The organism is Porphyrobacter sp. THAI-01a (assembly GCF_056868655.1).
Genome location: NZ_CP180579.1, coordinates 1,698,879 through 1,722,706 on the forward strand (window position 1 = coordinate 1,698,879; position 23,828 = coordinate 1,722,706).

28 protein-coding genes are annotated in these 23,828 nt (G+C 67.4%); 15 read left to right on the forward strand and 13 right to left on the reverse strand.

What is annotated here, in order from left to right:
• Window positions 1-132: 132 nt before the first annotated feature.
• The 3 genes from ACMX37_RS08255 to rpoD all read left to right on the forward strand — a co-directional run bounded on the left by ACMX37_RS08255 (window position 133) and on the right by rpoD (window position 4,724).
• The gene (locus ACMX37_RS08255; RefSeq protein WP_483145476.1) at window positions 133-585 is read left to right on the forward strand and encodes a GatB/YqeY domain-containing protein; all 453 of its coding nucleotides are present in this window, start codon (window positions 133-135) and stop codon (window positions 583-585) included.
• Between the two features lie 168 nt (window positions 586-753).
• Window positions 754-2,646: a DNA primase gene (gene dnaG, locus ACMX37_RS08260; protein WP_483145477.1), complete on the forward strand. Its 1,893-nt coding sequence runs from the start codon at window positions 754-756 to the stop codon at window positions 2,644-2,646.
• A gap of 53 nt (window positions 2,647-2,699) precedes the next feature.
• Window positions 2,700-4,724: an RNA polymerase sigma factor RpoD gene (rpoD, locus tag ACMX37_RS08265; protein WP_483145478.1), complete on the forward strand. Its 2,025-nt coding sequence runs from the start codon at window positions 2,700-2,702 to the stop codon at window positions 4,722-4,724.
• A gap of 25 nt (window positions 4,725-4,749) precedes the next feature.
• Here rpoD and ACMX37_RS08270 read toward each other — a convergent pair whose 3' ends face one another.
• Window positions 4,750-4,932, reverse strand: coding sequence for a DUF3008 family protein (locus ACMX37_RS08270; RefSeq protein WP_483145479.1), 183 nt, complete (start codon window positions 4,930-4,932; stop codon window positions 4,750-4,752).
• Between the two features lie 61 nt (window positions 4,933-4,993).
• Window positions 4,994-6,151 carry a sterol desaturase family protein gene (locus tag ACMX37_RS08275; RefSeq protein WP_483145480.1) on the reverse strand — a complete coding sequence of 386 codons (1,158 nt, stop codon included), beginning with the start codon at window positions 6,149-6,151 and terminating at the stop codon, window positions 4,994-4,996.
• A 91-nt stretch (window positions 6,152-6,242) separates the two neighbouring features.
• Here ACMX37_RS08275 and ACMX37_RS08280 point away from each other — a divergent pair, with 91 nt between their 5' ends.
• From ACMX37_RS08280 to ACMX37_RS08315, 8 genes are all read left to right on the forward strand, one after another.
• A complete protein-coding gene (locus ACMX37_RS08280) occupies window positions 6,243-6,722 on the forward strand; it encodes an RpiB/LacA/LacB family sugar-phosphate isomerase (protein ID WP_088914242.1) in 480 nt (159 codons plus the stop codon).
• Entirely contained in the window at window positions 6,719-8,044 is a 1,326-nt protein-coding gene (glyA, locus tag ACMX37_RS08285) for a serine hydroxymethyltransferase (RefSeq protein ID WP_483145481.1), read from the forward strand. The genes ACMX37_RS08280 and glyA overlap by 4 nt, the downstream gene beginning before the upstream one ends.
• A 12-nt stretch (window positions 8,045-8,056) precedes the next feature.
• Window positions 8,057-8,275: a hypothetical protein gene (locus tag ACMX37_RS08290; RefSeq protein ID WP_088914241.1), complete on the forward strand. Its 219-nt coding sequence runs from the start codon at window positions 8,057-8,059 to the stop codon at window positions 8,273-8,275.
• Window positions 8,276-8,283: 8 nt separating this feature from the next.
• Window positions 8,284-8,745 carry a transcriptional regulator NrdR gene (gene nrdR / locus ACMX37_RS08295; RefSeq protein ID WP_483145482.1) on the forward strand — a complete coding sequence of 154 codons (462 nt, stop codon included), beginning with the start codon at window positions 8,284-8,286 and terminating at the stop codon, window positions 8,743-8,745.
• Between the two features lie 7 nt (window positions 8,746-8,752).
• On the forward strand, window positions 8,753-9,499 hold the full coding sequence (locus tag ACMX37_RS08300; RefSeq protein WP_483145483.1) for an RNA methyltransferase: 747 nt from the start codon (window positions 8,753-8,755) through the stop codon (window positions 9,497-9,499).
• An 82-nt stretch (window positions 9,500-9,581) separates the two neighbouring features.
• A complete protein-coding gene (locus ACMX37_RS08305; protein ID WP_483145484.1) occupies window positions 9,582-9,857 on the forward strand; it encodes a hypothetical protein in 276 nt (91 codons plus the stop codon).
• Window positions 9,858-10,038: 181 nt separating this feature from the next.
• Window positions 10,039-10,653, forward strand: a complete 615-nt coding sequence (rpsD, locus tag ACMX37_RS08310) for a 30S ribosomal protein S4 (RefSeq protein WP_483145485.1) — start codon at window positions 10,039-10,041, stop codon at window positions 10,651-10,653.
• Window positions 10,654-10,754: 101 nt separating this feature from the next.
• Window positions 10,755-11,393 carry an NAD(P)H-dependent oxidoreductase gene (locus ACMX37_RS08315; RefSeq protein ID WP_483145486.1) on the forward strand — a complete coding sequence of 213 codons (639 nt, stop codon included), beginning with the start codon at window positions 10,755-10,757 and terminating at the stop codon, window positions 11,391-11,393.
• On the opposite strand, the gene ACMX37_RS08320 is transcribed toward ACMX37_RS08315, so the two are convergent.
• From ACMX37_RS08320 to ACMX37_RS08365, 10 genes are all read right to left on the reverse strand, one after another.
• Complete coding sequence (locus ACMX37_RS08320; RefSeq protein ID WP_483145487.1) at window positions 11,383-11,685, reverse strand: chorismate mutase; 303 nt, start codon at window positions 11,683-11,685, stop codon at window positions 11,383-11,385. The two genes, ACMX37_RS08315 and ACMX37_RS08320, sit on opposite strands and share 11 nt — an antisense overlap.
• Window positions 11,685-12,821: a tRNA guanosine(34) transglycosylase Tgt gene (gene tgt, locus ACMX37_RS08325; RefSeq protein WP_483145488.1), complete on the reverse strand. Its 1,137-nt coding sequence runs from the start codon at window positions 12,819-12,821 to the stop codon at window positions 11,685-11,687. The genes ACMX37_RS08320 and tgt overlap by 1 nt, the downstream gene beginning before the upstream one ends.
• Before the next feature lie 108 nt (window positions 12,822-12,929).
• Window positions 12,930-13,502, reverse strand: coding sequence for a hypothetical protein (locus ACMX37_RS08330; protein ID WP_483145489.1), 573 nt, complete (start codon window positions 13,500-13,502; stop codon window positions 12,930-12,932).
• A 164-nt stretch (window positions 13,503-13,666) separates the two neighbouring features.
• The gene (locus tag ACMX37_RS08335; RefSeq protein WP_483145490.1) at window positions 13,667-14,434 is read right to left on the reverse strand and encodes an ABC transporter permease; all 768 of its coding nucleotides are present in this window, start codon (window positions 14,432-14,434) and stop codon (window positions 13,667-13,669) included.
• Window positions 14,434-15,375, reverse strand: coding sequence for an ABC transporter ATP-binding protein (locus ACMX37_RS08340; RefSeq protein WP_483145491.1), 942 nt, complete (start codon window positions 15,373-15,375; stop codon window positions 14,434-14,436). Before ACMX37_RS08340 ends, ACMX37_RS08335 begins: the two co-directional genes overlap by 1 nt.
• 9 nt (window positions 15,376-15,384) lie before the next feature.
• On the reverse strand, window positions 15,385-16,422 hold the full coding sequence (queA, locus tag ACMX37_RS08345; RefSeq protein ID WP_483145492.1) for a tRNA preQ1(34) S-adenosylmethionine ribosyltransferase-isomerase QueA: 1,038 nt from the start codon (window positions 16,420-16,422) through the stop codon (window positions 15,385-15,387).
• Window positions 16,423-16,464: 42 nt separating this feature from the next.
• The gene (locus ACMX37_RS08350) at window positions 16,465-17,208 is read right to left on the reverse strand and encodes a peptidylprolyl isomerase (RefSeq protein WP_483145493.1); all 744 of its coding nucleotides are present in this window, start codon (window positions 17,206-17,208) and stop codon (window positions 16,465-16,467) included.
• A gap of 85 nt (window positions 17,209-17,293) precedes the next feature.
• Window positions 17,294-17,806 carry a pantetheine-phosphate adenylyltransferase gene (gene coaD / locus ACMX37_RS08355; protein WP_088914228.1) on the reverse strand — a complete coding sequence of 171 codons (513 nt, stop codon included), beginning with the start codon at window positions 17,804-17,806 and terminating at the stop codon, window positions 17,294-17,296.
• A gap of 27 nt (window positions 17,807-17,833) precedes the next feature.
• Window positions 17,834-18,745, reverse strand: a complete 912-nt coding sequence (locus ACMX37_RS08360) for a polyprenyl synthetase family protein (RefSeq protein WP_088914227.1) — start codon at window positions 18,743-18,745, stop codon at window positions 17,834-17,836.
• Between the two features lie 5 nt (window positions 18,746-18,750).
• On the reverse strand, window positions 18,751-19,023 hold the full coding sequence (locus ACMX37_RS08365) for an exodeoxyribonuclease VII small subunit (protein ID WP_483145494.1): 273 nt from the start codon (window positions 19,021-19,023) through the stop codon (window positions 18,751-18,753).
• Window positions 19,024-19,034: 11 nt separating this feature from the next.
• On the opposite strand from ACMX37_RS08365, the gene ACMX37_RS08370 reads away from it, so the two are divergent.
• From ACMX37_RS08370 to purL, 3 genes are all read left to right on the forward strand, one after another.
• A complete protein-coding gene (locus tag ACMX37_RS08370; protein ID WP_483145495.1) occupies window positions 19,035-19,532 on the forward strand; it encodes a DUF2177 family protein in 498 nt (165 codons plus the stop codon).
• Window positions 19,533-19,605: 73 nt separating this feature from the next.
• A complete protein-coding gene (locus tag ACMX37_RS08375; protein WP_483148382.1) occupies window positions 19,606-20,208 on the forward strand; it encodes a hypothetical protein in 603 nt (200 codons plus the stop codon).
• 29 nt (window positions 20,209-20,237) lie between these two features.
• Complete coding sequence (gene purL, locus ACMX37_RS08380; RefSeq protein WP_483145496.1) at window positions 20,238-22,478, forward strand: phosphoribosylformylglycinamidine synthase subunit PurL; 2,241 nt, start codon at window positions 20,238-20,240, stop codon at window positions 22,476-22,478.
• A gap of 6 nt (window positions 22,479-22,484) precedes the next feature.
• On the opposite strand, the gene ACMX37_RS08385 is transcribed toward purL, so the two are convergent.
• Entirely contained in the window at window positions 22,485-23,276 is a 792-nt protein-coding gene (locus ACMX37_RS08385; RefSeq protein ID WP_483145497.1) for a Coq4 family protein, read from the reverse strand.
• A 165-nt stretch (window positions 23,277-23,441) separates the two neighbouring features.
• On the opposite strand from ACMX37_RS08385, the gene ACMX37_RS08390 reads away from it, so the two are divergent.
• A complete protein-coding gene (locus ACMX37_RS08390; RefSeq protein ID WP_483145498.1) occupies window positions 23,442-23,819 on the forward strand; it encodes a hypothetical protein in 378 nt (125 codons plus the stop codon).
• Window positions 23,820-23,828: the final 9 nt, after the last annotated feature.

Here is a 23,828-nt window from a genome sequence, read left to right on the forward strand (position 1 = left end):
GTTACAGTTGGTCCGGCGATGGTGCTAAGTTTTGCCCGCTAGGCCCCTCGCCCCCGCCCGTCAACCTAGGCGTGTGCCTCTATTTGCGTTAGAGGCGCGCGCCACAGGCAAATCCACAGGAATGAGCAAAAAATGATCCGTGACGATATCAAGGCCGCCACCATCGCGGCGATGAAGGCGGGCGAGAAGGACCGCACCGCCGCGCTCCGCCAGATCAGCGCCAAGATCAAGGACCGCGACATCGAGGAACGCACCGCTTCCAAGCCGACGCCGGACGACGAGCTGGTGGTGAGCGTGCTCCAGAAGATGGCCAAGCAGCGCCGCGAATCGATCGAGATGTACGATGCGGGCGGGCGCACGGAACTGGCCGCGGTCGAGCGCGCGGAGCTGGCGGTAATCGAGGAATTCCTGCCCGCGATGATGGACGAGGCCGCGACCAGAGCCGCGATCGAGGCGATCAAGGCCGAGACCGGCGCGTCCTCGATGAAGGACATGGGCACCGTCATGGCCGAGCTGAAGGCTCGCCACGGCGCGGTGCTCGACGGCAAGCTCGCGAGCGGGCTGGTGAAGGCGGCGCTTTCGTAATTCAGAACCGTTCGCCCTGAGCCTGTCGAAGGGCTGCACTTTCTCTCGAAGTGAAGAGCGGTGCTTCGACAAGCTCAGCATGAACGGGGTGTGTTTCCACACCGGGTGCACAACATCGCAGCCGCGCGTCGCTCGACAGGACCGGTCAGGGAGCGCAGTAAAGGCACCATGGCCATCACCCCGCAATGGAAGGACGAGCTGCGTGCGCGGATCACGCTCTCGACGCTTGTCCAGCGCAGCGTCAAGCTGACCCGGGCGGGGCGCGAGTGGAAGGGGTGCTGCCCGTTCCACGACGAGAAGACGCCGAGCTTCTACGTCAACGACCAGAAGCAGTTCTACCACTGCTTCGGCTGCGGGGCGCATGGCGATGCGATCAGCTGGATGGTCGATCATGCGGGCCTCCAGTTCATGGACGCGGTCAAGGAACTCGCCGCGATGGCGGGGATGGAGGTCCCTGCCCCCGATCCGGTCATGGCCAAACGCGCTGAACAGCGCGCCAGCCTGATCGACGTGACCGAGGCGGCGCAGAAGTTTTTCGTCGAGAGCCTCGCCGGGCCGAGCGGCGCGGTGGCGCGGGACTATCTCGAGCGCCGCGGCTTCTCCCCCGCGGTGATGCGCGAATTCGGCTTCGGCTGGGCGCCGGACGACCGGCAGGCCCTCCCCAGGGCGCTGTCGCAGTTCGGCGAGGACATGCTCGAAGGCGCGGGGATGCGCGCGGCGAGCGAACAGGGCGAACGCTACGACCGCTTCCGGGGGCGCGTCATGCTCCCGATCCAGGACGCGCGGGGACGGGTGATCGCCTTCGGCGGGCGCATCCTCGACAAGCGGGATGGCGTTGCGAAATACCTGAACTCCCCCGACACCGAACTCTTCGACAAGGGCCGCATGCTCTACAACCTCCACCGCGCCGCGCCCGCCGCGCGGCAGAGCGGGCGGGTGGTGGTGGTCGAGGGCTACATGGACGTGATCGCGCTGGCCAATGCGGGGATCGCCGATGTGGTCGCCCCGCTCGGCACGGCGCTGACCGAGATGCAGCTCGAACTGCTGTGGCGCATGGTCGAGGTGCCGGTGCTGTGCTTCGACGGCGATGCGGCCGGGCAACGGGCGGCAATGCGGGCGATTGCGCGGGCGCTGCCGCTGCTCGCGCCGATGCGCTCGCTCGGGATCGTGCGCCTGCCGGCGGGGCTCGATCCCGATGATCTCGTCAAGCAGCAGGGCAAGGCGGCGATGGAACGGCTGCTGGCCGAGCCCGCCAGTCTCATCGACACCCTGTGGGCCTTCGAACGCGACGCGCAGGTGCTCGACACGCCCGAGGCCAAGGCGGGCCTCAAGGCGCGGCTCATGGCCCATGTCGAGACCATCGCCGATCCCGAGATCAAGTCGCTCTACCGGCGCGAGCTTTCCGACCGCTTCTCGGCCTTCGCCTATCCGCCCCGCGCAGCCCGCCCTGCCCCCGCCCCGCGCGCCCCTGCGGGCCAGCGCGGCGGCTGGCGGGGGACGCCGCTGCCGCCGCCGGGACTATCGGAGGAGGCGCGCGCGCGGCTCGCCGCGATCATGGCGGGGAGCCAGCGACAGGGCCTGCTCAGCGCCGTCCTTGCCGGATTCGCGCGTCATCCGCAGGCGATCGCACGCCATGCCGAGGCGCTCTCGACCCTCGCCCGCAGCACGCCCGCAGCGGCCGCTGACATCGAATCGCTGTTCGAGCTTGCAGAAACGCTTGATTCGCGCGCCCCTGTCGCCATATGCAACGCGCAAGGCCAACCCGCCCCGTCGGCAGATATCCGTTACGCCTTTCTTGATGAAGGCACCGATCCCGACGCCGCGCGCGAGGAACTGGCTGAAGCTGTGTCGCTGCTGGTCGAACGGCCGGCGCTGGAGGCTGCGCTTGCGGCCACCATCGCGCGTTTCGAGGACGATCCCGAAGGATCGTTCGCCGAGCAGACCCGTCTGCGCGCGCAGCTCATGGCAGTCGAAGAGCGCCTCAAGGCCTTCGGTCGCCGCAAGGCGGCGGCAGGGCCCGGCACGGGTGACGATGCCGCCCCGGCGGCGGACAGGGATTAACAGGCGGCTCCCCCTCGCGGCGGGCCGCCCGGCAACGGATAGACACGAAAAATATGGCCGAGAAGGAAGATGCCCCGCTGATCGATCTCAACGAGGCTTCGATCAAGAAGCTGATCAGCAAGGCGAAGAAGCGCGGCTATGTCACCTATGACGAGCTGAACGAGGCGCTGCCCTCGGGCGAGATGAGCCCCGACCAGATCGAGGACATCCAGACCGCGCTCAGCGAAATGGGCGTGCAGATCGTCGAGAGCGACGAGGAGGCCGAGGCCGAGGACCGCGAGGAAGGCGAGAGCGACGACATCGTCGCCGACGACGAGGACGAGGACGAGGACGGCGAGAAGCGCGGTCCGGCCAAGGACGCCCGCGCCGCCAACAAGAAGCTCGCGACCGGCGAGCGCACCGACGATCCGGTGCGCATGTATCTGCGCGAGATGGGCGCGGTCGAGCTGCTCAGCCGCGAAGGCGAGATCGCCATCGCCAAGCGCATCGAGGCCGGGCGCGACATGATGATCATGGGCCTGTGCGAAAGCCCGATCACCTTCCACGCGATCATCCAGTGGTCCGAAGCCCTCAACAACGGCGACATGCAGCTGCGCGAGATCCTCGATCTCGACGCGATGCTCTCCAAGGAACCCCCGGCCGAGAAGATGGCCGAGGGTGCCGAGGACGACGATGACGACGAAATCTCCGAAGCCACCGCCGGCCCCACCATCCGCGAAGACGACGAGGTCGAGGAAGAGCCCGAGGAAGCGGACGAGGACGAGGACGGCGAGCCCCGCGCCAAGCGCGAGGAGGACGACGAGGAGGACAACACCCTCTCCCTCGCCCAGATGGAAGCCGCGCTGAAGCCCGAGGCGCTCGAACGCTTCGCGCGCATCACCAAGCTGTTCGGCGATTTCGAGAAGCTCCAGGCCGAGCGGGTCGAGACCCTCGCCGCCGGCAACGCCTTCCCGCCGGCCAAGGAAGCCAAGTACGAACAGCTGCGCGAAGACCTCACCGCCGAGGTCGAGAGCGTCCAGTTCCACGCGACCAAGATCGAGTTCTTGGTCGACAACCTCTATGCCTTCAACCGCCGGCTGACGACGCTGGGCGGGCAGATGCTGCGCCTCGCCGAGCGCCACAAGATCAAGCGCGTCGACTTCCTCGGGGCCTACATGGGCAACGAGATGGATGACGCCTGGCTCAAGGAGCGGGCGAAGAAGGACAAGAAGTGGGCCGCCTTTGCCGAGCGCGAGGAGGACGCGATCGAGCGCATCCGCGTCGAGATCGCCGACATCGCCGCGCAGACCGGCATGAGCCTCAACGAGTTCCGCCGCATCGTGAACATGGTCCAGAAGGGCGAGCGCGAGGCGCGCATCGCCAAGAAGGAAATGGTCGAGGCGAACCTGCGTCTCGTGATCTCCATCGCCAAGAAATACACCAACCGCGGGCTGCAATTCCTTGATCTCATTCAGGAAGGCAATATCGGCCTGATGAAGGCGGTCGACAAGTTCGAATACCGCCGCGGCTACAAGTTCTCGACCTACGCGACGTGGTGGATCCGGCAGGCGATCACCCGCTCGATCGCCGACCAGGCTCGCACCATCCGCATCCCGGTTCACATGATCGAGACGATCAACAAGCTGGTCCGCACGAGCCGCCAGTTCCTTCACGAGGAAGGCCGCGAACCGACGCCCGAGGAAATGGCCGCGCGCCTCTCGATGCCGCTCGAGAAGGTCCGCAAGGTGATGAAGATCGCCAAGGAGCCGATCTCCCTCGAAACGCCCATCGGCGACGAGGAAGACAGCCACCTCGGCGATTTCATCGAGGACAAGAACGCGATCATCCCGGTCGACGCCGCGATCCAGGCCAACCTCAAGGAAACCGTCACCCGCGTCCTCGCCAGCCTCACCCCGCGCGAGGAACGCGTGCTGCGCATGCGCTTCGGCATCGGGATGAACACCGATCACACGCTCGAGGAAGTCGGCCAGCAGTTCTCGGTGACGCGCGAACGTATCCGCCAGATCGAGGCCAAGGCGCTCAGGAAGCTGAAGCACCCGAGCCGGTCGCGCAAGATGCGGTCGTTCCTCGATCAGTAAGCGCGCCTCGCGTCCCCGTTCGCGATCATTCCTTCCGTTCGGGGAGCGATTTGCGCCTGGTGCTCGCCAGTTCCTCGAGTTCCTTTTCGCTCATCGATTGGGCCATGTCCTTCGATGCGCCCTTGAGGTTCTTTTTCGGCGTCTCGCCGCGCTTGGCGGACAGGGCCGCTCCGGCGGCCTTTTGCTGTGCCTTCGACTTGGCTGGCATCGCGCGTACTCCTGATCGCACTGCAATCTAGGCGCGCGCAACTGGGCGGCCTTAACCTGGGTCAGCCGCGAAACGGCCACACCAGCTGTCGCACCCAGCCTTCGGGCGCGTGTTCGCCGGCGATGCCGTAGCCTTGGGGCCAGCGGTCCTCGGGCATGTGATGCGTCCCGAACCAGCGGTCGATCATCGGCAGGTGGACCGCGAAGTTCACGTCCCGCGCCTCGGGCTCGATGCCGTGGTGCCAGTGGTGGAAACGCGGCATCGCCAACCACCGCTCCAGCCACCCCCAGCGCGGCGCGAAATTGGCGTGGATGAACACCGCGTGGAAGCTCACCAGCGCGAGGTAGGCATAGACCGCGCTCGTCGCGAACCCCGCCACCAGCAGCGCCAGCAGCACCAGCCCGCGCGTCACGATCACATCGACGAGATGAAGTCGCGATCCGGCGAGCCAGTCCATCGTCTCGACCGAGTGATGGACCTTGTGGAAGCGCCACAGGAAAGGGACAGCATGGAAGGCGCGGTGCACGCCGTATTGCGCGAAATCCGCGACCAGCACCGCGAGCGCGAATTGCACGAGCCACGGCAGGCCCTGCACCGCGCTCTGCGCCTGTGGCACCGCCAGCACCTCGCCCAACGCCACGGCAGGTGCGAGCACCGCAACGCTCATCACCTGCGCCAGAACGTGGCTGGCGAAGAAATACTGCGTGTCGGTCAGCCAGCCCCGCCGGAACGCGCCCTGCCCGCGCCGCAGCGGAAAGGCCCCTTCCAGCGGCACGAAGATCGCCGCCGTGGTCAGCACCCCCAGCACGAACCAGTCGAGCCCGAGATAGACCGCGCTCGCGCCCCCGCGCGGGATGTCCACTCCGCCCGCCCCCAGCGCCAGCGCCGCCCCCGCCAGCGCGAGCGCCGTCACCCCCAGCGCCTTGCGGCGACGCAGCAGCATCGACAGCCCTGCCAGCCCCATCGCCGCCAGCAGCGCCACGTCGATCGCGAGCCGCACCAGCGGCAGCGGATAGCGCGCGCGCAGCTCCGGCAGGGTCAGGTATTGCGGAAAGTGCAGGCACAGCACCGCCAGCAGCGCCAGGAGCGCAAGCACGATACCCAGCACGCCCGACAGCCACCCCGTGCCGAAATGGCGCGGCCGCCCGTCCGCGAAGACGCGGGCGAGCCACTGTTCGGCAGTCGGGCGGGGCGCAGGCGCATCCATCCCCGCCCGCATAGCATGAAGTGGTGCTCGGGAAGGTTAAGGCCGGTCGAAAAGGCGCAAGCCGGGGGTGGAGAATCTCCGGGCCTGCGCCTATAGCCCTCCCATGCGCATCGCCATCGCCTCCGATCACGCCGCCGTCGAACTGAAGGCGGAACTTGCCGAATGGCTCGTCGAGGAAGGCCACGAGGTCGCCGACCTCGGGCCGGAACCGGGGCAGAGCGTCGATTATCCCGACTATGGCTACCGCCTCGCCGAGATCCTCGCGGAAGGGACGGCGGAGTTCGGGGTCGCGCTGTGCGGATCGGGGATCGGAATCTCGATCAGCGTCAACCGCCACCCCGAGGTGCGCTGCGCACTGGTCTCCGAGCCGCTCTCCGCCGCCCTAGCGCGCGAGCACAATGACGCCAATTGCATCGCATTGGGCGCGCGTCTTGTAGGGATCGAAATGGCGAAGTCCTGCGTTGCCACCTTTCTGGATACCGAATTCGCCGATGCCGGCGATCCGGCCGGGCGCCACCAGCGCCGGGTCGGCAAGCTCGGCAAGCCGCCCTTCTTCCCCGACCACATCGAGACCCACCAATGAGCACCGCCCCCGTCGATTTCGCCGCCCGCACCGCCGCCCATTCGATGGACGGCTTCTGGCACAATGATCTCGCCGCCGCCGACCCCGAGATCGCGGCCGCGATCGGCAAGGAACTCGCCCGCCAGCGCGACAAGATCGAACTGATCGCGTCGGAGAACATCGCGAGCCGCGCGGTGCTGGAAGCGGCCGGGAGCGTCTTCACCAACAAGTATGCCGAAGGCTATCCGGGCAAGCGTTACTACGGCGGCTGCGATTATGCCGACGTGGTCGAAACCCTCGCCATCGAGCGCGCCAAGCAGCTCTTCGGGTGCAACTTCGCCAATGTTCAGCCGAACTCCGGCTCGCAGATGAACCAGGCGGTGTTCCTGGCGCTGCTGAACCCGGGCGACACCTTCATGGGGCTCGACCTCAATTCGGGCGGCCACCTCACCCATGGCTCGCCCGTGAACATGAGCGGCAAGTGGTTCAACGTCGTCTCCTACGGCGTCACCCGCGAGACCGAGACCATCGACATTGACGAGGTCGCCGCCAAGGCGCGCGAGCACAAGCCGAAGATCATCATCTGCGGCGGCACGGCCTATTCGCGCACCTGGGATTTTCCCGCCTTCCGCGCCATCGCCGACGAAGTGGGCGCGGTGCTGCTGTGCGACATGAGCCACATCTCGGGCCTCGTCGCGGGCGGCGCGCACCCCTCGCCCTTCCCGCATTGCGACATCGTCACCTCGACCACCCACAAGAGCCTGCGCGGCCCGCGCTCGGGCATCATCCTGTGGAACGACGAGAAGTATACCAAGCCCCTCAACATGGCCGTTTTCCCCGGCCTTCAGGGCGGCCCGCTGATGCACATCGTCGCGGCCAAGGCGGTGGCCTTCAAGGAGGCTCTGGACCCGTCCTTCCGCGACTACGCCCACCGGATCGTCGAGAACGCCCGCGCGCTGGCGGCGAGCCTCGAGGAAAACGGCCTGCGCATCGTCAGCGGCGGCACCGACAACCACTCGATGCTGGTCGATCTCACCGCGAAGAACGTGACCGGCAAGGACGCCGAGAAGGGCCTCGATCGCGCCTTCCTCACCTGCAACAAAAACGGCATCCCCTACGACACCCGCTCGCCCTTCGTGACCAGCGGCATCCGCCTTGGCACCCCGGCCGGCACCACCCGCGGCTTCGGCCCGGAGGAGTTCCGCACGGTCGGCAAGCTCATCGCCGAAGTGGTTGAAGGCCTTTCCAAGAACGGCCCCGAGGGCGACGCCCAGATCGAGGAGAGCGTGCGCCGCCGGGTGAGCGCCCTGTGCGCCGCCTTCCCCGTCTATCCCGGCATGTAAGGAGCCATCGCAATGGATCAGGATCCCCGCGAAGGCCCGGACTGGGTCGAGGACGCCAAGACCGAAATCTCGGGCATGGCCAAGGAGGGGCTCGACCATCCCTCCAGCAAGCCTGTCATCGCCGGTGCCGTGATCGGGGCGCTGGCGGGGGGCTTGCTGCCGGTGGTCACATGGCCGATCGGGCTGGTGGCCGGGGCGGGCTTCGCGCTCTATCAGAGAATCAAGAAATAAGACCCTGAATGCGCTGCCCCTTCTGCGCCCATGACGATACCCAGGTAAAGGACAGCCGCCCGACCGAGGACAATGCCTCGATCCGGCGGCGGCGCCAGTGCTCGTCCTGCGGGGCGCGCTTCACCACCTTCGAGCGCGTGCAACTGCGCGAGGTGGTGGTGGTGAAATCCGGGGACCGCCGCGAGCCCTTCGACCGCTCCAAGCTCGAACAATCCGTCGCCCTCGCCTGTCGCAAGCGGGCGATCGACCAGGAGCGGCTCGACCAGCTCATTTCGGGCATCCAGCGCCAGGTCGAAACATCGGGCGAGGCCGAGGTGCCTTCCTCGCACATCGGCGAGCTGGTGATGGAGGGCCTGCGCCAGATCGACTCCGTCGCCTATATCCGCTTCGCCAGCGTCTACCGCGATTTCTCCGAAGCCCGCGACTTCGAGGAATTTGCCAGTACCGTCCAGCAAGCCGCGAAAGAATAAGCGGAGCATGGCAGACCTCAACAAGCCGGTGATTGTGCTGGTGCGTCCGCAGCTGGGCGAGAACATCGGCAAGGCGGCGCGCGCGATGCTCAATTTCGGGCTGACCGAGATGCGGCTCGTCGCCCCGCGCGACGGCTGGCCCAACCCCTCGGCGGGGCCGGCTGCGGCGGGCGCGGACATCGTGCTCGAACAGGCGAAGGTCTATGCCACCACCGCCGAGGCGGTGGCCGACTGTGCCCATGTCCACGCCACCACCGTCAGGAAGCGCGGCGTCACCAAGCCGGTGATCGGCGCCGACGAGGCCGGGCGGCAGGTCCACACCCTTCCCGGCCGCCACGCGATCATCTTCGGCCCCGAACGCTCTGGGCTGGAGACCGAGGACGTGGCCCTCGCCCGCAACATCCTCACCATCCCGATCAACCCCGAGTTCGGCTCGCTCAACCTCGCGCAGGCGGTGATCCTCGTCGCCTATGAATGGTCGCGGATCGGGCGCGAGATAGCGGATGCGGGTGATGCGCTGGTGCAGCCGACGCTGGAGGACACCCTCCCCCCGGCCCCGCAGGACGAGCTCGACGCGATGATCGCCCACTTCGAGAAACTGCTCGAACCGCGCGGCTACTTCTTCCCCGAAAGCCGCGCCGAGGCGACCCGCCGCACCTTGCGCGGGCTGCTCACCAAGCCCGGCTGGAACCATCTCGAGGTGCGCACGCTGCGCGGAATCCTCAGCAGCCTCGAGCGCGACCGCGAACGCTGACGTCGTTCGTCGATTGGGGGGTGGACAGCACCCGCCGGCGCGCTACCCCTCGCCTTCCTCTCACAACCTCGCGAGTTTCCTGATGAATCCGTTTCGCACCTTCCTGCTCGCGATCGCGGGCGGCGCGCTGCTCGCACCGCTTGCCGCCCCGGCCCATGCCCAGTCTTCGCCCACGGGGACCCCTGCGCCGCGCGAGGAACCGGCCGAGGCCGAGACACAGCCTGCCGAAGGTGCCGAGACCGAGGCCGATGCCGACAAGCGCGTGTGCCGCTACGTCAAGCTCGACGCCTCGAGCCGCCGCAAGACCAAGGTGTGCCGCACCGTCGAGGAATGGCGCGACCTCAACAACATCCGCTGAAGCCCGCGCGCCGTCGTTCGGCGCTTGACGCGCGCGCCTGTCCTGCTATGGGCGCGCCTTCGCAAATGGGCCCTGCACCCCGGTGAAGCAGCGGCCGCGTCGGGAATATCGTCCCGGCGGAGCGATACCGGGTTCAAGGCCGCCCGCTGTGGGCGGCTCAGCACATTGAAGGATACGACTTATGTCGAAGCGCAAGAGCGCCAAGCACAAGCTTGATCGCCGCATGGGCGAGAACATCTGGGGCCGTCCGAATTCCCCGGTGAACAAGCGTTCCTACGGCCCCGGCCAGCACGGCCAGCGCCGCAAGGGCAAGATGAGTGACTACGGCCTCCAGCTGCGCGCCAAGCAGAAGCTCAAGGGCTACTACGGCGACGTGACCGAGAAGCAGTTCAAGCGCAACTACCTCGAAGCCTCGCGCATGAAGGGCGACACCAGCCAGAACCTGATCGGCCTGCTCGAGCAGCGCCTCGACATGGTGGTCTACCGCGCCAAGTTCGCGCCGACCATCTTCGCCGCGCGCCAGCTCGTCAGCCACGGCCACATTCGCGTCAACGGCCAGAAGTGCAACATCGCCTCGCGCCGCGTGATGGTGGGTGACGTTGTCAGCCTCGGCGCCAAGGCCAAGGAAATGGCCCTCGTGATCGAGGCCCAGGGCCTCGCCGAGCGCGACATCCCCGACTACGTCATGCCCGACGGCAACGACAAGGTGACCTTCACCCGCGTGCCGAAGCTCGACGAAGTGCCCTATCCGGTGACGATGGAACCGAACCTCGTGGTCGAGTTCTACTCGCGCTGATCTTTCGGGCATCGCAAGAGACCCCAGAGGGCGGCCCTGCGGGGCCGCCCTTTTCTTTTGCGGCACGCGCTGCGATTGTCCCTCGCCCAGGGGGAATCGCGATGAACGTGCTCTTGATCGACGGCCATCCCGACGAGGGCCGCCTCACCACCCATCTGCTCGACACCTATGCCGCCGCCCTGCCCGCACAGGCGACAGTGACCCGCGTGGCGGTGCGCGATCTCGCCTTCTCGCCGGTGCTGCGCCAAGGCTACAGGCACCGCACCGAGTGGGAGCCCGACGTGCAGCGGGTCGCCGGACTGATCGACGCCTGCGATCACCTCGCGGTCGCCTTTCCGATGTGGTGGGGCGCGGAACCGGCGGAATTGAAGGGGCTGATCGACCGCGTGCTGCTGCCGGGCTTCGCCTTCGCCTATCACGTCGGCGATCCCTGGTGGGACAAGCTGATGCAGGGCCGCTCGGCCGACATGATCGCGACGATGGACACCCCGCCCTTCGTGCTGCGCTGGTATTACGGCAACCCGCTAATCCGGCGCTGGAAGGGCCAGATTCTCGGCTTCTGCGGCTTCGCACCGGTGCGCACCCTGGCGCTGGGGCCGGTCGGGGAGAACACCCCGCCGCGCAACATCGCGAAATGGGAAGCGCGGGTGGCGAAGCTGGCGCGCTCGGTGCGGCAGAAGGCGCCGGAGAAGAAGCAGCCGCGTCTGGCCGCCTTTCTGGGACGGGAGCCTAGTCCCTGATCCGGTCCCACTCGACGAATTCGTAGGCGATCGAGCCTTCGACGAGGCGCTCCCAGATATCCGCGATCACATCGCCCGGGATGCCGCGCGCCTCGGCCTCGGCAACCGCGGCGGCAATGACGCTCGCCTTGCGGGCCTCGTCGCGCACCGCATCGCGGCTCGGCTTGATCCGGGCGGCGGCGCGCATGTAGCCGAAGCGTGTCGCCAGCAGCGCGACCAGCTCCCGGTCGAGCGCATCGACGCCCTCGCGCACCTCGACCATGGTCTGACAGTCTTCGGGGGCTTTGGGCATCAAGCGGAACTTCCAAGGTAATCGCGCCGGAACGTGGCGGCGAAATCGGCAAAGGTGCCACCCGCAATGGCATCGCGCATGGCCTGCATCAAGGCCTGATAAAAGCTGAGGTTGTGCTCGGTGACCAGCATCGCGCCGAGCATCTCGCCCGACTTCACGAGGTGGTGGATATAGGCGCGGGAATAGGTGGTGCAGACCGGGCACCGGCAGCGTTCATCGAGCGGGCCGGTATCCTCGGCAAAGCGCGCGTTCCTGAGGTTGAGCGGCCCTCCCCAGGTGAAGGCCTGCCCGTTGCGGCCCGAGCGGGTCGGGAGCACGCAATCGAACATGTCGATCCCGCGCTCGACTGCGCCGACGAGATCGTCGGGCTTGCCCACGCCCATCAGGTAGCGAGGCCGGTCCGCGGGGAGCATGTCGGGGGCATAGTCGAGCACGCCGAACATCGCCTCCTGCCCCTCACCCACGGCAAGGCCGCCTACCGCATATCCATCGAAGCCGATATCGGTGAGCCTGTCGGCGCTGATGCGGCGCAGGTCCTTGTGCAGCGCGCCCTGCTGGATGCCGAACAGCGCGGCGCGGGAGGCGTGGTCCTCGCCGGCATCGAAGCCCTCGCGGCTGCGCCTTGCCCAGCGCATCGAGAGCTCCATGCTGGCGGCGATCTCGTCACGCGGACGGTCGGCGCGGGGGCATTCGTCGAAGGCCATGACGATGTCGGAGCCGAGCAGGCGCTGGATTTCCATGCTGCGTTCAGGGGTGAGCATGTGCTTCGAGCCATCGAGGTGGCTGCGGAACTCCACCCCCTGCTCGGTCAGCTTGCGCAGCTCGGAGAGGCTCATCACCTGGTAGCCGCCGCTGTCGGTCAGGATCGGGCGCTCCCAGTTCATGAAGCGGTGCAGCCCGCCGAGGCGGGCAACCCGCTCGGCGCCGGGGCGGAGCATGAGGTGGTAGGTGTTGCCGAGGATGATGTCGGCGCCGGTCTGGCGCACGGCCTCGGGCTTCATCGCCTTGACGGTGGCGGCGGTGCCGACCGGCATGAAGGCAGGCGTGCGGATTTCCCCGCGCTGCATGGCGATGGTGCCGGTGCGGGCCTTGCCGTCGGTCGCGTGGAGAGTGAAGGCGAAACGCGGGTTCGTCATTGCGCGAGCGCGCTAACGGGCCGGGGCGCGCGTGTCACGCCCAAACGGAACGGGCCGCCTGCCTACGTGGCAAGCGGCCCGCCTCCGATCGATACCTTTGCGGAACGATCAGAACTTGAAGCCGACGCCCACCGTGCCGCGCAGGGTGTCGAAGGCGATGGTGTCGAGGTTGGCACGCAGCACCACGCGGCTCACCGGCACTTCCACGCCGACGCCGAGGAGATAGTCGCCTGCGGTGGTGTCGAGATCGAAGTCGTCCTCGTCGAAATCGGGCACGCCGATCACGTTGCCGGCGTCGAGATCGACCCACTGGTAGCCGCCACGGGCATAGATCTTGGCGCCGCCCTCGGTGCGGAAGCCGAGACGCGCGGCAAGGCCGTATTCGGCGTCGATCGGGCCGCTGCCGAAGTTGGCGTTGCCTTCGACACCGGCGAACAGGTTCCGGCTGAGCGGGAAGTCGGCCGCGATGAAGCCGCCGTAGATTTCGCCGCTGTCGTCGATGTTGAGATTGTTGAAGTCGCCGTCGTCGGCGTCGAGGTCGCCGAGGTCGATGCCGAGATCATGGAGACCCACCTGGGCGCCGATGGTGATCTCGGGGCGGGTGTCGCTTTGTGCATGAGCGGCGGTCGGGAGCGCGATGGCGCCCAGAGCGGCGAGCGTGCCGAATGCGATCTTGTTCATCCTGTTTTTCCTTGTTTTACCGGTCGCTAAGGGGGGTGCGACGCGAACAAGGGATTAGGAATCGGCGCGTGTCTGCGCAATGAACGAACATAGTGCTTTCCGTTAATGTCCGGCGAGCGGTGCCTGAGCCCCGACCAAAGCCTGCCGTGGCTCGACGAAGGCCGTTACTCGCGCAGCCGCCATCCAGTGCGGAAGATCACCGCGATGACGATGGTGCAGGCCGCGAGGAAGCCCAGCGTCAGGCCCAGCGACAGGCCGATGGGCACATCGGAGACGCCGTAGAAGGAATAGCGCAGCCCGCTCACGAGGAAGGCGATGGGGTTGGCCAGTGCGACCGCATTCCAAGGCGCGGGCAGGTCGCGGATCGAGTAGAAGGTGCCGCCGAGGAAGGTCAGCGGCGTGAGGATCAGCAGCGGGATGATCCCCAGCTTCTCGAAGCTGTCCGCCCAGATGCCGAGCACGAAGCCGAACAGCGCGAAACTCGCCGCCACCAGCATGATGTAGAGCGCGGCGAGCAGCGGGTATCTGATCTCGTAATCGACGAAAAAGGTGGCGGTGCCGAGGATGATCGCGGCGAGGATCAGCCCTTTGGTCGCCGCCGCGCCGACGAAGCCCGCCAGAGTCTCGGCAACCCCCACCGGGGCCGAGAGCAGCTCGTAGATCGTGCCGGTGAAGCGCGGCATGTAGATGCCGAAGCTCGCATTGCTGGTGGTCTCGCCGAGCAGGGTCAGCATCAGGAGGCCGGGGATGATGAAGGCGCCGTAGGGCACCCCGCCGATCGGCTCCATCCGCGCCCCGATGACGCTCCCGAACACGACGAAGTAGAGCGAGGTCGTCAGCACCGGCGAGAGGATCGACTGGAAGGCGGTGCGGAAGGCGCGGGCCATCTCGCGGCGGTAGATGGCATAGGCGCTGCGGAAGCTGAAATGCATCACGCCGCCTCCTTGTCGCCCAGCAACCCGACGAAGATGTCCTCGAGCGAGCTGTCGTGGATGTCGAGGCTGGCGAAGCCGATGCCGGCGCGGGTCAGCGCCTGCACCAGCTGCGCGATCTCCGCCCGGCCCCGCCCTTGCCCGTTGCCGCCGCGATAGGTGAGCCGGGTGCCGCCTTCCGACAGTTCCACGGCGAAGTCCGCCAGCGCCTCGGGCACGGCCGCGAGCGGCGCGGCAAGCTCGATCACCGCCTCGGTCGTGCCGAGCCGCTCCATCATCGCGCGCTTCTCGTCGACCATAAGGATGCGCCCGCCCTGGATGATGCCGACGCGGTCGGCCATTTCCTCGGCTTCCTCGATATAGTGGGTGGTGAGAATGATGGTGACGCCGCGTTCTTTGAGCGCCGCGATCTGGTCCCACATCCCCTTGCGTAGCTCGACATCGACGCCCGCGGTCGGCTCGTCGAGGAACAGGAGTTCGGGTTCATGCGCGAGCGCCTTGGCGATCAGCACGCGGCGCTTCATGCCGCCGGATAGCGCGCGGATCTGGGCGTCCTTCTTGTCCCACAGGGAGAGGCTCCGGAGGATCTCTTCGAGCCGCGCGGGATCGTGGGGCTTGCCGAAAAGGCCCTGCGAATAGGCGATGGCGCGCCACACGGTCTCGAACATGTCAGTGGCGAGTTCCTGCGGCACCAGCCCGATCCGCGCCCGTGCCGCGCGCCAGTCCCGCGAAAGGTCATGCCCGAAGGCGTGGATCGTCCCCCCGCTCGGCCGCACCAGCCCGCACACCGCACCGATCAGCGTCGTCTTGCCCGCGCCATTCGGCCCGAGCAGCGCGAAGATCTCGCCCTTACGGATGTCGAGATCGACCGAATCGAGCGCCCGCGGACCGTTCCTGTAGGTCTTGGTCAGCCCGCGGATCGAGAGGATGGGTTCGCTCATGCCCCGGGGTTAGGGGAGGAGGAGCGAGGAGTCACCATAGGAGTAGAAACGGTATTCCTTGGCGATGGCATGGGCATAGGCCGCCAGCATCCGCTCGCGTCCCATCAGCGCGCTGACCAGCATCATCAGGGTCGATTTGGGGAGGTGGAAATTGGTCATGAGCCCGTCGACTGCCTTCAGCCTGTAGCCCGGCGTGATGAAGATCGCGGTGTCGCCGGCGAAGGGCTGGATGATGCCGTCCTCGTCCACAGCGCTTTCCAGCAGGCGCAGGACAGTGGTGCCGACCGCGATGATCCGCCCCCCGGCCGCGCGCGCGGCGTTGAGCCGGTCGGCGGTTTCTTGCGAGATGCGGCCGAACTCGGCGTGCATCCGGTGGTCGTCGGTATCGTCCGCCTTGACCGGCAGGAAGGTGCCCGCTCCCACATGGAGCGTCAGCGTCGCCCGCCCGATCCCGGCGGCGTCGATCGCATCGACGAGGGCTTCCGTGAAATGCAGCGATGCCGTGGGCGCCGCGACGGCCCCTTCCTCGCGTGCGAACATCGTCTGGTAGTCCTCGTGGTCCTGCGCATCGACCCCGCGCTTGGACGCGATATAGGGCGGTAGCGGCATGGTGCCGGCGCGGTCGAGCAGGACTTCGACCGGCTCCTCGCCCTCGAAGAACAGGGTGAGCGAACCGTCATCGTGGCGTTCCTCGGCAAGGGCGGTGACCCCGCCGCCGAACACCAGCTGGTCGCCGATCTTCACGCGCTTCGCGTTCTTGAGGAAGGCCTGCCAGCGCCTGAGGTCGATGCGCTTGTGCAGCGTCGCGCCGATCTTCGCCTCCCCGTCAGCGCGGCGGCCTTCGAGCTGGGCGGGGATCACTCGGGTGTCGTTGAACACCAGCACGTCGCCGGGGTTGAGGAGCGTCGGCAGGTCTCGCACGCCCCGGTCCTCGAAAGGCGCATTTGTGCCGCGCACCACCAGCATGCGCGCCGCATCGCGCGGGCGCACGGGGCGCAGGGCGATGCGTTCCTGCGGAAGGTCGAAATCGAACAGGTCAACTTTCATGGCCCGCGCGCATAATGCGCTGCCGCGGCCACGAAAAGGGGCTTAGCGCAGCGGCGCGCTCAGCATGTCGGCCGAGATCGGCGCGTCGTCGGTGGGCGCGGACATGGCGGGCGGAGCCTTGTTGTCGCTGCCGAGCGAGGCCTGGACGATATAGGTCGGGCTCGCCGGCGGCTCGCCCCGGTTGATCGCGTCGACCGCTTCCATGTTCTCGATCACCCGGCCGAAATTGGTGTATTTCTTGTCGAGGCTGAAGCGCGGGTAGAAGACGATGAAGAACTGGCTGTTGGCGCTGTCTTCCTCTGCCGCGCGGGCCATCGACAGGGTGCCGCGCACGTGGGGCATGGGGTTGAACTCGGCCTTGAGATCAGGAAGCTCGCTGCCGCCCTGCCCCGTGCCGGTGGGGTCGCCGCCCTGGGCCATGAAGCCCTCGATCACGCGGTGGAAGATCACCCCGTCGTAGAAGCCGGCGCGGGTCAGGGTCTTGATGCGCTCGACATGGCCGGGCGCCCAGTCCTTCTGGAGCCGGATCTTGACGCGCTGGCCGTTCGACAGGTCGAGCACCCAGACGTTCTCGGGATCGACTGACGGGTCATATTCGATCGGCGCATAGGTGCGCAGCGCCGCCGGGGCGGCCTCGTCCTCGTCGGGCTCGTCGGCATTGTCGCCGAAGGCCACGGGCGGGGTGTCGTCCTTGCGCTTCTGGGCGAAGGCCGCCTGCGGCGCGGCGAGCAGCCCGAAAGCGGCGAGGGAGACGGCGAGGGTGGCGGCGAACTTGGCTTTGATCATGGTTCCATCCGGATTTCCGGGGCCGTTTAGACCCGCCGGGCTGACACTGCAATGAATGAAGGGCGAGGCCCCGGGCGGGCGACGCTCAGTAGTCGCCCTTGAGCCCCTGTTCGCGCACCCGCGCGACCACTTCCTCGCGCACGGGCGGGCTCACGAACCTCGCGATGTCGCCGCCGTAGATCGCGATCTCCTTGACCAGCTTGGAAGCGATCGGCTGCAGCGAGACGTCGGCCATCAGGAACACGGTCTCGATATCGTCGTCGAGCTGCTGGTTCATGCCGGCCATCTGGTACTCGTATTCAAAGTCCGCCACGGCGCGCAGGCCGCGGATGATGACGCTCGCGCCTTGCTTCTGGGCGAACTTCACCAGCAGCGCGTTGAAGCCCACCACCTCGACATTGCCGAGGCCCATGTTCGCCACCTCGCGCTCGACCATGCGGAAGCGCTCCTCGGTCGAGAACATCGGGTTCTTGCTGGGGTTGGTGGTTACGCCGATGATCAGCCAGTCGACCAGCTTGGCGCCGCGCCGGATAATGTCGGCATGGCCGAGGGTGATGGGGTCGAAGGTCCCGGGATAGATCCCGACGCGGCGGCTCATGGGCTGTTCCTCTCCTGTCGCGGACGCTCAGTGGTCGCGTTCGACGATGTAGCGGGCGAGCGCGCGCAGCACATCGGCCTCGCTGCCGTGCGAGGCAAGGCGCTCCACCGCCTGATCCACCAGCGCGCGGGCCTGTTCGCGGGCGCGCTCGACCCCGAGCAGCGTGACGAAGGTCTGCTTGCCCTGCTCATCGTCCTTGCGCAGCGCCTTGCCGGCCTTCCCGGCATCGCCCTCGACATCGAGCAGGTCGTCCGCGATCTGGAAGGCAAGGCCGATGTCGCGGGCATAGGCCCTGAGATGCGTGCGGCCAGCGGGCGGAACCTTGCCGAGGATCGCGCCCATCTCGACCGCCGCGGCCAGCAGCGCGCCGGTCTTGAGCTGTTGCAGGCGGGTGATCGTCCTGAGATCGTAGACCACGCCCTCCTCGTCCGCGACCATGTCCATCATCTGGCCGCCGGCCATGCCGTTCATACCGCTCGCCTGGCCGAGGGTCAGGATCAGCTCGCTGCGGGTGAAGGGATCCTCGGATGTGGCATCGTCGGCCAGAATCTCGAAGGCGAGCGCGTGGAGCGCATCGCCCGCCAGCACCGCGGTCGCCTCGTCATAGGCCTTGTGCAGCGTCGGCTTGCCGTGACGCAGATCGTCGTTGTCCATGCAGGGCAAGTCATCGTGGATCAGCGAATAGACGTGGATCGCCTCGATCGCCGCCCCTGCCCTCAGCGCCGCGTCGCGCGAGACACCGAACAGCGCGGCGGTGCTGCACACCAGCAGCGGGCGCACCCGCTTGCCCCCGCCGATCGCGGCATAGCGCATCGCCTCGACCAGACGGGCGCTGGTGTCGTCCGGCACGGGAAGCAGCGCATCGAACAGCGAATCGATCTCCGACTGGGTGCGCCTGATCGCGTCCGCCAGCACATCGCCCGTGGTCTCGGCCAGCATCGCTCTCAGCCCTCCGTGTCGAAGGGCCGGGTGCCGGCGGCGCGGCCATCGGCGGCGGTGACGATCCGCTCGATCCGCGCCTGCGCCGCATCGAGCCGCTGCTGGCATGCCGCGCGCAGGGCCTCGCCGCGTTCGTAGAGGGTGATCGACTGGTCGAGCGGCACGTCGCCGCGTTCGAGCTGCTGCACGATCGCCTCGAGGGCGGCGAGCGCCTGTTCGAAGCTCATGGCGGAAATGTCCGGCGCGGCGGCGGCCGGTGATGAAGTGCCCTCGTCCATGGCCGGGAGCATTGACGGGGCGTGCGGGCGCGGTCAAGGCTGGCCGTGACGGGCGGATCAACCAGCACAGGATAACCGGACAGATGTTGAAGTGGATCATCGCCTATGGCGTGGCGGCCGTATCGTTCCTGGCGCTCGATGCGGTGTGGCTGCGCTGGGCCTCGGTCAATCTCTACAAGCCGGTGATCGGCGAGATCATGGCCAAGGATTTCAACCTGCCCGCGGCGGTCGCCTTCTACCTCATCTACATCGCCGGGATCACCTGGTTCGCGATCCGCCCGGGGATCGAGAGCGGGACGGTGCAGGCCGCGATGCTCAACGGCATCCTGCTGGGCGCGCTTTGCTATGCGACCTTCGACCTCACCTCACAGGCGGTGATGAAGGTGTGGGCGACCCATATCAGCGTACTCGATATCCTGTGGGGCGCCTTCGTGACCGGCGCGGCGAGTTCGATCGCGACCTGGGCGGTGCTGAAGTTCGCCCCTGCCACGCCTGCCGCCGCCGGCTAGGATGTTCATCGGCCACTTCGCCCCCGCGCTTGTCGCTGCCGCCTTGAGCTCGGACCGGCCGAAGCTGGGAACGATGTTCGTGGCCGCACAGCTGGTCGACTGGGGGTTCTTCACCCTCGCCCTGTTCGGGATCGAGGCGATGCGCGTCGATCCCGGAGCGAGCGTGATGGTGCCCTTCGACCTCTATCACATGCCCTTCACCCACAGCCTGCTCGGCACGGCGATCTGGGCGGGCGCGTTTCTCGGGGTGGTGGCGATCCGGCAGCGCGATGTGCGGCTTGCGGTGCTGGCGGGGCTGGTGGTGCTGTCGCACTGGCTGCTCGATTTCCTCGTCCACGTGCCCGACCTGACGCTCAACGGGACGCCGCCCAAGCTCGGCCTCGGGTTGTGGAACATGCCGTGGATCGCGATGCCGCTGGAGCTGGGCCTGACCGGCGGGGCGCTTGCCTTCTACCTGCGCCGCACCCGTGGTCCGGCGGGGCCGCCGCTGGTGCTGGCGGGGGTGATGCTGCTGTTCCAGCTGGTCAACTGGTTCGCCCCCCATCCCGCCGCCGCGGGGCCGTTCCTCTACATCCAGGCACTGGTCGCCTTCGGGGTGCTCACCGCGCTTGCGGCGTGGGTGGGGGAGAATCGCTGGTTCAGGAAACGCGGCGGCTTGGCGATGCAGGGCAGGTGATCTAGGGGGCCTGCCCAAGGAGTCCCCACATGAGCGCCATCACCCCCGAAATCGTCGAACAGCACGGCCTTTCCCCCGAGGAATACGAGCGCGTCCTTTCGGCGCTCGGCCGCGAGCCGAACCTCGTCGAGCTCGGCATCTTCTCGGTGATGTGGTCGGAGCATTGCTCCTACAAGTCCTCGCGCATCCACCTAAAGAAACTGCCGACCGAGGCCCCTTGGGTGATCTGCGGCCCGGGCGAGAACGCGGGCGTGATCGACATAGGCGACGGCAAGGCGGCGATCTTCAAGATGGAGAGCCACAACCACCCCTCCTACATCGAGCCCTACCAGGGCGCGGCGACGGGCGTGGGCGGCATCCTTCGCGATGTCTTCACCATGGGCGCGCGCCCCATCGCCAACGCCAATGCGCTGCGCTTCGGGCGGCCCGAGCACCCCAAGATGAAGCACCTGGTGCAGGGCGTGGTCGCGGGCATCGGCGGCTACGGCAACTGCGTCGGCGTGCCGACGGTGGCGGGCGAGACCAACTTCCACCCCGCCTATGACGGCAACATCCTCGTCAACGCCATGACCGTTGGTGTCGCCGATCAGGACAAGATCTTCTACTCGGCCGCCACGGGCGTCGGAAACCCCATCGTCTATGTCGGCTCCAAGACCGGCCGCGACGGCATCCACGGCGCGACCATGGCTTCGGCCGATTTCGGCGAGGATGCCGAGGCCAAGCGCCCCACGGTGCAGGTCGGCGACCCCTTCACCGAGAAGCTGCTGATCGAGGCCTGCCTCGAACTGATGGCGACCGATGCAATCGTCGCGATCCAGGACATGGGCGCGGCGGGCCTCACCTCCTCCAGCGTCGAAATGGCTTCCAAGGGCGGCGCAGGCATCCGGCTCGACATGAACAAGGTCCCCTGCCGCGAAACCGGCATGACCCCTTACGAGATGATGCTCTCGGAAAGCCAGGAGCGCATGCTGATGGTCCTGAAGCCCGGCCGCGAGGCCGAGGCCGAGGCGATCTTCCGCAAGTGGGAGCTCGATTTCGCGGTGATCGGCGAGGTGACCGACACGGGGCACATGGTGCTCGAATGGAACGGCGAGGTGGTGTGCGACATCCCCCTCGCCCCGCTCGCCGACGAGGCGCCGCTCTATGACCGGCCCTACCTCTCCAAGGAGGAATACAAGGCCTGGGCCGGCGTGACGCCGCTGGGCGAGGTGCCGGCCAGCGATGACATCGCGGCCGACCTTCTCGCAATGATGTCATCCCCCGATCTCGCCTCGCGCCGCTGGATCGCGCAGCAATATGATTCGCAGGTCGGGGCCGACACGCTCCAGACCGGCGGCGATGCGGGCGTGGTGCGGGTGCACGGGACCGGCAAGGCGCTCGCCATCACCACCGACTGCACCCCGCGCTATGTCTTCGCCGACCCGTACGAAGGCGGTAAGCAGGCCATTGCCGAGGCATACCGCAACCTTTGCGCGGTCGGCGCGCGGCCGCTGGCGGTGACCAACTGCCTCAACTTCGCCAACCCGCAGCGCCCCGAGATCATGGCGCAGATCGTCCACGCCCTCGAAGGCATGGCCGACGCCTGCCGGGCTCTGGATTTCCCCATCGTCAGCGGAAATGTCAGCCTTTACAACGAGTCCAAGGCGACCGGCGGCGGCTCCGCGATCCTGCCCACGCCGGCGATCGGCGGCGTCGGCATCATCACCGACCTGTCCAGGATGATGACGATGCACTTCAAGCAGGCGGGCGATGCGATCTACCTCGTCGGCCCCGAGTTCTGGGCCAAGCCCGACCCCACCCGCTCGCACCTCGGCCGCTCGCTGTGGCTGCGCGTGGTCAAGGGAATGGAGGCAGGCCGCACCCCGCCGACCGACCTCACCGTCGAGCGCACTGCGGGCGAGATCATCCACGAACTGATCGCCGACGGGCTGGTGAACGCCGTCCACGACCTTTCCGATGGCGGCCTCGCGGTCGCGCTGGCGGAAATGGCCCTTTCCGGGAACATCGGTGCCGAGGTCGATCCTGCCGGCAACCCCGCCTACACCCCCGCGCAGTGGTGGTTCGGCGAGGACCAGGGCCGCTATCTCGTCACCGTCCCCGATGTTGCCGCGCTCAACGAGGCCCTGTCCAAGGGCACCCGCGACGACGAGACGGCACAGATCGGCTTCCAGCGCATCGGCACGGTCGGCGGCGACAGCGTGCTCGGCGTGCCGCTGGCCGAGCTGCGCGCCGCGAACGAGCGGTTCTTCGAGGAGTGGATGGAGGCCTGAGCCCCCTCAGGCCGCCTGCGCGCTGCCGAGCGTCAGTTCCTGGCTCAGGATCCCCTCGCCCGCGAGGATCGCGAGGCACTGGCGATAGACTTCCGGCTTCCCGATCCCGAGCCGCGTGCGGGCGGCGCCGATATCCTCGCGCATCAGCGCGGCGATGTCCTGATGCGCGATCTTCGCCGCCGCCCGGCCGAGCCTGCGGCCTTCCTTGATCGCGGCGAAGACGGGCGCTTTCGTGCCGCTCACCTTCCTGATCTGGCGGGCGCCGGCATAGGCGATGAACAGGATGCCCTTGTTGTGGTTCTGCTCGTAGCTGAAGCCGAGCAGGCTCGCCTCGCCCAGCGCATCGCGGCCATAGCCGGTCAGCACGTGGAACAGGTCATGCGTGTCGCGCAGGCGGTCGAAATACCACTGCGTCTGGTCCTTGGGGAGGCTTTCGGGCGGAGCCCACTTGTGGCTTTCCGCCACCAGCCCCGCCGCCGAGAGCCCCTCGCGCTTCATGAAGGCGATGTAATGCGCCGCCACGGTGTTCGGCCCGCAATCGGCCCAGCGCGCATGACCGTCGAGCATGGCGGGGATATCCACGCCCTCGCGCATGAATCGCTGGCCCTCGTCCGACCGGATGAAGGCGTGCGCCTGGGCGTGGCTCTTCCTGCCCTTGGTCGCCTCGATGATGTGGAAGACCTGTTCGGTGTCCTCCTTGTCCTCGACCAACTTGCCGAAGTGGTGCAGCACCTTGAAGGGCCGGAAGCCCGAGGTCTTGCGGTCGGGGGCCACGAGCGGGAGATCGGTGACGGCCATCGGGTATCGTCCTTTTGCGCGAATCGCGGGTTCGTGCCGGCATACTAACATCCGTGTCAGTTAACTGTCGATGACGACGGCCCCTGCGACAGGAAGCGAAGCGGCTTTTGTCCCGTCAAGGAGCGCGATATAGTCGGCACACAATCGGGACAGGGGGGACCGGCCTTGAAAAAGACGAGGATTGCCGCCGCGCTCGGCGGGTTTGCGATGGCGACGCTGGCCGCCGTGCCCGCGCTCGGTCAGATGTTCGAGAAGATCACCGTCGTGAATTCGACCGGCTACACCATCTCCGAAGTCTACATCGCGCCTTCGGCCAACCGCAGCTGGGAGGAGGACGTCCTCGACCGCGACGTGCTCACCGACGGACAGGAGGTCGAGATCGACTTCCGCCGCTCCGAGAACACCTGCGACTGGGATCTCATGGTCGTCTACGACGATGGCGAGCACGCGATCTGGCAGGGCCTCGACCTGTGCGAGGATTGGCATTTCGAGCTGTTCTACAACGCCCGAACCGGCGACACCCGGCTCGTGTCCTCGCACTGAGCGGGGACA